The sequence below is a fragment of the Pseudoalteromonas luteoviolacea genome (assembly GCF_018100925.1).
GTDB classification, from domain to species: domain Bacteria; phylum Pseudomonadota; class Gammaproteobacteria; order Enterobacterales; family Alteromonadaceae; genus Pseudoalteromonas; species Pseudoalteromonas obscura.
This window is the reverse complement of sequence record NZ_JAGJEH010000003.1, coordinates 223,749-232,550: the sequence shown is the minus strand read 5'-3', so window position 1 is coordinate 232,550 and position 8,802 is coordinate 223,749. Positions and strand designations below refer to the sequence as shown.

Below are 8,802 nucleotides of genomic sequence, written 5' to 3'. Positions count from 1 at the left end.
ACAGATTAGTTGCGAGGCAGAACAATCTTTTTCTCTTCGCTTTGACGATAAAGTACTAAAATATGGCCGATCGCCTGAACTTTGTGCGCGCCTGTTTCACGGACGATAGCATCAAAAATAAGCTGTTTTGTTTCACGGTCATTAGTAGGGACTTTAACTTTGATCAATTCATGAATTTCTAAACATTGTTCAATTTCTAACAATACGCCCTCTGTTAAGCCGTTTCCACCGAGTAAAACGACAGGTTTTAGAGCGTGAGCTAGCCCTTTAAGGTGCTGCTTTTGTTTATTTGATAAAGTCATATTGGTACAATTTACTAAATTAAGGCTTGAATTCTCGTTATTCTAACGCCATCTAAAGAAGATTACTAATGAGTTGCAGTGAATATGGCAAATAAAAAACACTCAGCGAGCTCAAAACGCTGGTTAAAAGAGCACGTAGACGATCCTTTTGTACATGAAGCGCAAAAGCGAGGCTACAGATCACGGGCTGTATTTAAACTTGAAGAAATACAACAGCGCGACAAATTGATCCGTCCAGGTATGCACGTAGTTGATTTAGGCGCGGCCCCGGGAAGTTGGTCACAGTACTTGGCTGAACAAGTCGGTGACAAAGGGGAAGTCATTGCATGTGACATTCTGCCAATGGACTCATTACCTGGTGTTGCATTTTTGCAAGGCGATTTTCGCGAAGAAAGTGTGCTAAACGCGTTGCTCGACCGTATTGGTGGTAAAAATATCGATGTTGTTTTTTCGGACATGGCACCGAATATGAGCGGTAACAATGTAATAGATCAAGCTGGTAGTATGTACCTTGTTGAGCTAGCACTGGATATGTGCCATCAAGTACTCAAGCCAAATGGTGCGTTTGCGGTGAAGGTTTTCCAAGGCGAAGGGTTTGATCAATTTGTACAAGAAGTGCGGAATGCTTTTAAAGTTGTAAAGATCCGTAAACCAAAAGCGTCTCGACCTAGGTCTCGTGAAGTATATATAGTGGCGACAGGATACAAACTGTAGTACAGTTGAGGTGCATTAAAGATGATTTTAAATAAATTGGATACAAGAGGTTAACCCCTTGAGCGATATGGCGAAGAACTTAATTCTCTGGCTGGTCATTGCAGTTGTGCTTATGACGGTGTTTCAGAGTTTCAATAATGGCGAGCAAATTGATCGTCAAACTAGTTACACTCAGTTTGTTAAAGAAGTGCGTAGTGGTGCGATCAGAGAAGCAAATATAGACCGTACAGCTGGTACTATTTCAGGGACTAAAAGTAATGGTGAACGTTTTCAAACAATCATGCCATTATATGACGAAGACTTAATTAATGACTTGCTCAAGAATGATGTCAACGTGAAAGGCGTTGCGCCAGAAGAGCAATCGTTCTTGGCAAACGTCTTCATTTCTTGGTTCCCAATGCTGCTGTTAATTGGGGTATGGATTTTCTTCATGCGTCAAATGCAAGGCGGTGGCGGCAAAGGTGCAATGTCATTTGGTAAGAGTAAAGCACGCTTGATGAGCGAAGACCAAGTTAAAACGACATTTGCAGACGTTGCCGGTTGTGATGAAGCGAAAGAAGACGTAACTGAATTGGTAGACTTTTTACGCGACCCGTCAAAGTTCCAAAAGCTAGGCGGTAATATACCTAAAGGTGTCCTCATGGTAGGTCCTCCAGGTACAGGTAAAACACTACTTGCTAAAGCTGTTGCTGGTGAAGCAAAAGTACCTTTCTTCACTATTTCAGGTTCAGATTTCGTTGAAATGTTTGTTGGTGTAGGTGCATCTCGTGTTAGAGACATGTTTGAGCAAGCCAAAAAAGCAGCACCTTGTATTATCTTCATTGATGAAATTGATGCTGTAGGCCGTAAACGCGGTGCTGGAATGGGCGGCGGTCACGATGAGCGTGAACAAACTCTAAACCAAATGCTCGTTGAAATGGACGGATTTGAAGGCAATGAAGGTATTATTGTTATTGCAGCGACAAACCGCCCTGATGTTTTAGACCCTGCGCTTCTAAGACCAGGCCGTTTTGACCGTCAAGTCGTAGTAGGCTTGCCAGATGTTCGTGGTCGAGAGCAGATCTTAAACGTGCATATGCGTAAAGTGCCACTAGATTCAAATGTAGAAGCGTCACTGATTGCGCGTGGTACACCTGGTTTCTCTGGTGCTGATCTAGCAAACTTAGTGAACGAAGCAGCTCTATTTGCCGCTCGTGGTAATAAACGCAAGGTCAGCATGGCCGAGTTTGATGCTGCAAAAGACAAAATCATGATGGGTGCTGAGCGCAAGTCGATGGTAATGTCTGAGAAAGAGAAAGAAATGACTGCTTATCATGAAGCGGGACACGCCATTGTTGGTCGATTGGTTCCAGAACATGATCCAGTTTATAAGGTATCGATTATTCCTCGTGGTCGCGCGCTTGGTGTTACTATGTACCTTCCAGAGCAAGATCGTGTGAGTCATTCTAAAGAGCATTTAGAGTCGATGTTATCTAGCCTTTATGGTGGCCGAATCGCAGAAGCCATAATTTACGGTGATGATAAAGTTACTACTGGTGCTAGTAATGACATTGAGCGAGCTACCGATATTGCTCGTAAGATGGTTACCCAGTGGGGTTTAAGCCCAGTGTTGGGTCCACAAATGTACATGGAAGAACAAGGTGAAATGTACATGGGTGGAAACGGATCTAGAATGGCAGGTGTGTCTGATGAAACTGCTAAGCTTATTGATGCGGAAATTAAAAAGTTTGTTTCTAGTAACTACGATAGAGCAGAGCAGATCCTCAAAGACAATATGGATATTCTTCATGCAATGAAAGATGCATTGATGAAATATGAAACCATTGATGCTGGACAAATTGACGATCTGATGGAGCGTAAAGAGGTACGTCCTCCAAGAGATGCGCATGATAGAAAATCAGATAAAGACAGTGGTCTAAATGGTGGTGCATCAGCTTCACAATCAGATGAACCAAACTCAGATATTCCACCTCAATCAAACACAGAGCTTGATGATAAACCTTAATCAAAGGTAAAATAGCGATGTAGGAATTTGGGCCTCGAGCATTCTCGAGGCCTTTTTGTATCTTGACCTTTGCATTTTGTCCGTTTTTCTCTTTGGTTAACTTCATTTTTAGTGAATCTAATCAATAATCTGGAAGGAGTTGTCAAAGTATGCTTAGATACAAATAGCAGGAAGGTAACAAATGTTTCAACTTTCATTACCCCGAGGTCGTGTTTTAGACCTTTCCAACCCTCAAATTATGGGTATCGTAAATACAACCCCAGATTCTTTTTCTGATGGCGGCAAGAACTACAAAAATGATAGCGCTGTCATGAATGCTTTATCACTGCTTGATGAAGGTGCAACCATTTTAGATATTGGTGGCGAGTCTACTAGACCCGGGGCTTCAGATGTTGCTTTAAATGAAGAGCTAGATAGAGTCATTCCTGTGATCAAAGGGATCAGAGCACATTCTGATTGTGTGATCTCTATTGACACCAGCAAAGCAGAAGTTATGAGGCAGGCTATTTTAGCAGGCGCGGACATAATCAATGATGTTCGAGCGCTGCGAGAAGATGGCTGTCTCAATGTAGCGGCTGAATTCGCGAATGTACCTATCTGCTTGATGCATATGCAGGGGCAACCTAGAACTATGCAACACGACCCTCAGTACGATCACCTTATAAATGATATAAAGCGCTTTTTTGATGAGCGCATTGAAGCGTGTGAGCAAGCGGGGATCTCGCGCTCTAGATTGATAATTGACCCAGGATTTGGGTTCGGTAAATCGTTACAGCATAATTTCGAATTGCTAGGGCAATTTAACCAGTTTACAGATTTCAACATGCCAGTATTGGCGGGCTTATCTCGCAAATCTATGTTTGGAATGCTATTAAATCGGGATACAAATGAACGTTTACCAGCGAGTCTAGCTGGTGCTTTGTTATGTGCGCAACAAGGTGCGCATATTCTTCGCGTTCATGATGTAAGAGAAACCAATGATGTGCTGCAGGTGTGGTCTGCGGCAAACCATGGAGTAACTAAATGACAACAAGAAAATATTTTGGCACAGATGGTGTTAGAGGGTTAGTAGGAGAGTTTCCTATAACACCTGAGTTTGCCTTAAAGCTAGGCTGGGCTGCTGGTAAAGTTTTGTCTAAGTCGGGCACTAAAAAAGTAATAATAGGTAAAGATACAAGAATCTCTGGCTATTTATTGGAAACCTCTCTTGAGGCTGGGTTAATTGCGGCAGGTATTGACGTGGTTTTATTAGGCCCTATGCCAACGCCAGCCGTTGCTTATCTCACGCAAACTTTCAGGGCGGAAGCCGGTATAGTGATTAGTGCGTCTCATAACCCTTATCACGACAATGGTATCAAGTTCTTTGCTGGTAATGGTAAAAAGCTCGCCGATGATGTTGAGCTAGAAATTGAAGCAATGCTTGATGAACCGATGACTTGCGTGCCGTCTGAGCAATTAGGTAAGGCACGACGCCTTGATAGTGCAAGTGGGCGTTATATTGAGTTTTGTAAGAGCCAGTTCCCTAAGGAATATTCATTAGAGGGCATTAAAATCGTTTTAGATTGTGCCAATGGTGCTACATACCATATTGCACCTTCAGTGATGCAAGAACTTGGTGCTGAAGTGATAGCAACAGCCTGTGAACCTGATGGCATGAATATTAATGCGCAGTGTGGTGCAACACACGTCGACGCATTAAAACGTCAAGTTTTAGAGCACAAAGCAGATGTTGGTATTGCATACGATGGTGATGGTGACCGAGTGATGATGGTCGACCATAACGGTCGTGTATTTGATGGTGATGACATTGTTTACATTGCGGCATTACAAGCGAAGTTTAACGGTACGCTCAAAGGCGGCGTAGTTGGAACTGTGATGTCTAACATGGGGTTAGAAAATGCACTTAAGTCGCAAGATATTCCTTTCTTGCGTTCTAAAGTGGGCGATCGTTATGTGTTAGAACTGTTATCACAAGAAGGATGGAATATCGGTGGTGAAAGTTCAGGACACGTTTTGAATTTAGACTTGATTGCGACGGGTGATGGGATCATTTCTAGCTTACAAGTTCTGGCAGCTATGGTTGCACAGAATAAAACACTTAAAGATCTTGGCGCTGGTTTTACAAAGTACCCAATGAACATGATCAATGTGAGATATGCAAAAGGAAAGGATCCTGTGGCTAATGAAGCCGTACAGGAAGCAGTGAAAGAAGTTGAGGAAAAACTTGAAGGCAAGGGAAGGGTCCTATTACGTAAGTCAGGTACAGAGCCTGTGATCCGAGTCATGGTTGAAGCTGAGCAAGAGAAACAAGTGATGGACTTTTCTCAGCAGATTGCAGAAGTTGTTGAATCTGTAAGCAATTAAACCAAAAAAATAAAATTTTTCTTGTAACTTTGGGTGAGTAGGGTTAGTATCTCACCCGCTTTCTGACGCGGAGTATCGAATGTTGAAAAGAAAGCCTATGGTGGCAGGTAATTGGAAAATGAACGGTTCATTAGAACTGGTTCAATCAATTTCAAGCACAGTTAAAAACATCAATAATCAAGATGTTGAAGTTGTTGTAATTCCACCAACTGTACTATTAAGTGACGTGATTGCGTCAGGCGTAGTCGCTGGAGTGCAGACTGTTTCAGAGCATAGCGAAGGTGCGTATACGGGTGAAGTGCAAGCTTCTCTAGTTAAATCACTTGGTGCTACTTATACCCTGGTTGGTCACTCTGAAAGAAGAAGTATTTTTGGTGAGTCTAATGAAGACGTTGCCAATAAGTTTGCACAAGCTCAGGCAAATGGTTTAACACCAATTTTATGTGTTGGTGAGACAGAAAGCCAAAGAGAACAAGCGCAAACTGAAGAAGTCGTTGCAGAGCAAATAATCGCTGTAATTGACAAATTAGGTATAGCATCACTGGCTAACTCTGTGATAGCATACGAGCCTGTTTGGGCTATAGGGACTGGTAAAACAGCTACCCCAGAACAAGCTCAGGCAGTCCACAAGTTTATTAGAAATTTAGTGTCAAAGTATGACGCTGATATTTCTGAAACACTGCAAATTCTTTATGGTGGCAGTGTTAACGAAAGTAATAGTGAATTATTGTTCGCACAAGCAGATATTGATGGTGGTTTAATAGGTGGCGCAAGCTTAAAACCTGAATCATTTAAAGTTATCTGCGAGAGTGCAAAAGGATAAGTAAATGTACGAAATTCTTTTGGTTGTCTACTTAGTCGTTGCTTTAGCGTTAGTTGGAATGATTTTGATTCAACAAGGTAAAGGTGCCGACATGGGCTCTTCATTTGGAGCAGGTGCATCAGCAACCGTTTTCGGTTCGTCAGGTGCAGGCAACTTTATGACGAAAACAACGACAATACTAGCAACTGTGTTTTTCGTGCTAAGTATTGCTTTAGGTAACCTTACTGCAGGTCAAATTAAACAGACTGACCAGTGGGAAAACCTAGAAGCGCCAGCTGCGACAACAGTACCCGCGGCAAGTGACGTACCAGCTTCTAACAACGAAGACTCGGACGTACCAAAGTAAAATATTTGCGAATGTGGTGGAATTGGTAGACACGCCATCTTGAGGGGGTGGTGAGCTATGCTCGTGGGGGTTCAAGTCCCCCCATTCGCACCAAATAAAACACTTAAAAAACAAAGTGTTAAAGAAAAAACCGTGCGCCTTATGGGTCCACGGTTTTTTGCTTTTTAAGGTACGAAAACACATAATGGTAGACACGGATGGTACTACTGACATACTCTAAAAATGCATGAGTATGGCGAAGGAATATGATTCATGGCTAAAATCAATTTATCCGTTAGCGCAATAGCTAATCTCAAAATCCCGAATAATAAAAATTATCTCACAGCAACATTTTCTGGTTTCCCAGGTCTTCAGCTTTATCTGAGATGGGAGTCAAAGCACGTCCAGCCTGAAAGCTTAGATTCTGTTGAGAGACAATCAAAAACTGTCTACAACTGGCGATATCGTTATCAAAAACCGAACTCAACGCAGCGTACGGCCGTTTCGCTAGGTAACTATCCTGAAATTGGGATCGACGAGGCAAAAGCTGAGCATGGTCGTTTAATGGCGCTTGTGAAAGGGGGGACGGATCCGCAAATTGACGTGTTGCAGGAAAAGCTTCGGCAAAAAATGCTTGCGTCTATGGTTGACGGCTTTACTAAAAAATCCTCAGTTAATCATGTTTTTATGGAGTTTAAAAAAGACTGGGAGCTAACCGGCGGTACCGAACGTGCTTTAAGAAATTACGAGCTTTCATATGAGAAATACATTCTACCGCATTGGAATGGCCGTGATATGAAGTCGATTTCGCCACGAGAATGGGATGAGTTCGTTTTAAACATTGCTAATATTCAAGGCAAAAAAGGCGCTGCAGAGGCTGTGCATAAAGCTATGCGCAGGCTCTTTAGCTATGCAGTTGAAAAAGATATCGTTGCGTCAAACCCTTTATTTGGCCGCAAAGCGGTTCTACCTAGCATTATGGGGACACCGGACGAAACGTACCTAGAAAGCCATGAGGTGCATAAGTTGCTGACTGAGCTTGGCGACCAGCCATGTGAGCCAATGCTTAAAGTGTTGATCACTTTGATGTTAAGAGTTGGCGTGCGATCTGAAGAGTGGACGCGCGTAAAACTAGGGTGGATCAACTTCCAAAAAATGCGAATTGAACACCCTCCGGAGTCTATGAAAAATAGGAAAAAAGCTTGGACACATTTGCCAGAGAATGTGATCACTTTACTGATTGATTACATTGGTACATTGAAAGACAGGTATAGTGAACTAGACAAAGAGATGTATCTTTTTCACGAGCATGATCCTCATACCCAATTAGAAAGAGACTATTTTTCTAGGAAAATTAGCGAGCTCCACACATGGCTTAAATTTACCCCCAAAATTTTCCGAAAAACTGTATCTACTCATTTGCAGGAGAGAGGGTGCCCAAGTGAAGTATTACGAGCTATCCGCAACCAAACTCTTGCAAAAGGTACTGGCAAAAACTACGAGTTTGGTGATTTGTTTCAATTAAAAAAAGAGTGGATTGACCGATGGCAATTGATTTTAGAAGAAGTAAAACATGATCCTGACGCGCTCGTAGGTGAAAAGGAATCTCAATTAAATGATGCACTGACATCAAAAGTAAATGATTTGTTTGGATAAGGAAACAACATGACTGAAAGTGAGTTATATACTTTTTATACCGCCGTAGCTGCTTCAATTGCGGCGATTTTTAGCGCTTTAACAGCAGTTTATCAGGCATATACAAATAAGAAGCATCAACACGCTTCTGTGATGCCTTTTCTCACTGATGATCTTACGGTGAGGATTCGTGGGGAAAACAGTTTCGCAATTAAAAACCAAGGGTTGGGCCCCGCAGTTCTCAAAGAGTATACGTGTTATTGGAATCATAAAGTAGTAGATCACTTTGAGCTTATGGATAATTTACGAGAGATTTTAGGAGAGCGATATATTATTAACATTACCGCACTTCAAGCAGGTTATGCTCTTGGCGCTGGCGATAGTAAGTATCTATTCAAAGTGGCTTTAAAGCCTAATGAATCGTTTATTGAAGGTGATTTATCTTTAGCGAATTTCGCCGTGAAATTAGCAAGCTCTTTTAGACTAGAAATTAAATATCACTCTTTGTTTAGTAATAAGACTACTATTTATTGTAGCAAGCCTACATTTACGCTGCTTAACGATAAAGGCGAGTGAGTACGTGCCATTTCACATATAATCACTGTTGAAGCCAGCAGATTAATTTGATTTCATT

The 8,802-nt window shown here is 42.0% G+C and carries 9 protein-coding genes and 1 tRNA gene; 9 read left to right on the top strand and 1 reads right to left on the bottom strand.

Annotation, left to right across the window (positions count from 1 at the left end; genetic code table 11):
* Window positions 1-5: 5 nt before the first annotated feature.
* Window positions 6-302, bottom strand: coding sequence for a ribosome assembly RNA-binding protein YhbY (gene yhbY / locus J8M00_RS07015; protein WP_023398697.1), 297 nt, complete (start codon window positions 300-302; stop codon window positions 6-8).
* Between the two features lie 84 nt (window positions 303-386).
* Here yhbY and rlmE point away from each other — a divergent pair, with 84 nt between their 5' ends.
* The 9 genes from rlmE to J8M00_RS06970 all read left to right on the top strand — a co-directional run bounded on the left by rlmE (window position 387) and on the right by J8M00_RS06970 (window position 8,744).
* Window positions 387-1,016 (top strand): 23S rRNA (uridine(2552)-2'-O)-methyltransferase RlmE, encoded by a 630-nt coding sequence (gene rlmE / locus J8M00_RS07010; protein WP_023398698.1) that lies wholly within the window; start codon window positions 387-389, stop codon window positions 1,014-1,016.
* Between the two features lie 67 nt (window positions 1,017-1,083).
* The gene (gene ftsH, locus J8M00_RS07005; protein WP_211009605.1) at window positions 1,084-3,021 is read left to right on the top strand and encodes an ATP-dependent zinc metalloprotease FtsH; all 1,938 of its coding nucleotides are present in this window, start codon (window positions 1,084-1,086) and stop codon (window positions 3,019-3,021) included.
* A 181-nt stretch (window positions 3,022-3,202) separates the two neighbouring features.
* The gene (gene folP / locus J8M00_RS07000; RefSeq protein ID WP_211009604.1) at window positions 3,203-4,048 is read left to right on the top strand and encodes a dihydropteroate synthase; all 846 of its coding nucleotides are present in this window, start codon (window positions 3,203-3,205) and stop codon (window positions 4,046-4,048) included.
* Window positions 4,045-5,385 carry a phosphoglucosamine mutase gene (gene glmM / locus J8M00_RS06995; RefSeq protein WP_211009603.1) on the top strand — a complete coding sequence of 447 codons (1,341 nt, stop codon included), beginning with the start codon at window positions 4,045-4,047 and terminating at the stop codon, window positions 5,383-5,385. Before folP ends, glmM begins: the two co-directional genes overlap by 4 nt.
* Before the next feature lie 79 nt (window positions 5,386-5,464).
* Window positions 5,465-6,208: a triose-phosphate isomerase gene (gene tpiA, locus J8M00_RS06990; protein ID WP_211009602.1), complete on the top strand. Its 744-nt coding sequence runs from the start codon at window positions 5,465-5,467 to the stop codon at window positions 6,206-6,208.
* A 4-nt stretch (window positions 6,209-6,212) separates the two neighbouring features.
* Window positions 6,213-6,554, top strand: coding sequence for a preprotein translocase subunit SecG (secG, locus tag J8M00_RS06985; RefSeq protein WP_211009601.1), 342 nt, complete (start codon window positions 6,213-6,215; stop codon window positions 6,552-6,554).
* Window positions 6,555-6,561: 7 nt separating this feature from the next.
* A tRNA-Leu gene (locus J8M00_RS06980) sits at window positions 6,562-6,647 on the top strand.
* Window positions 6,648-6,806: 159 nt separating this feature from the next.
* Window positions 6,807-8,189 (top strand): tyrosine-type recombinase/integrase, encoded by a 1,383-nt coding sequence (locus J8M00_RS06975; protein ID WP_211009600.1) that lies wholly within the window; start codon window positions 6,807-6,809, stop codon window positions 8,187-8,189.
* 9 nt (window positions 8,190-8,198) lie between these two features.
* Window positions 8,199-8,744, top strand: a complete 546-nt coding sequence (locus J8M00_RS06970) for a hypothetical protein (RefSeq protein ID WP_211009599.1) — start codon at window positions 8,199-8,201, stop codon at window positions 8,742-8,744.
* Window positions 8,745-8,802: the final 58 nt, after the last annotated feature.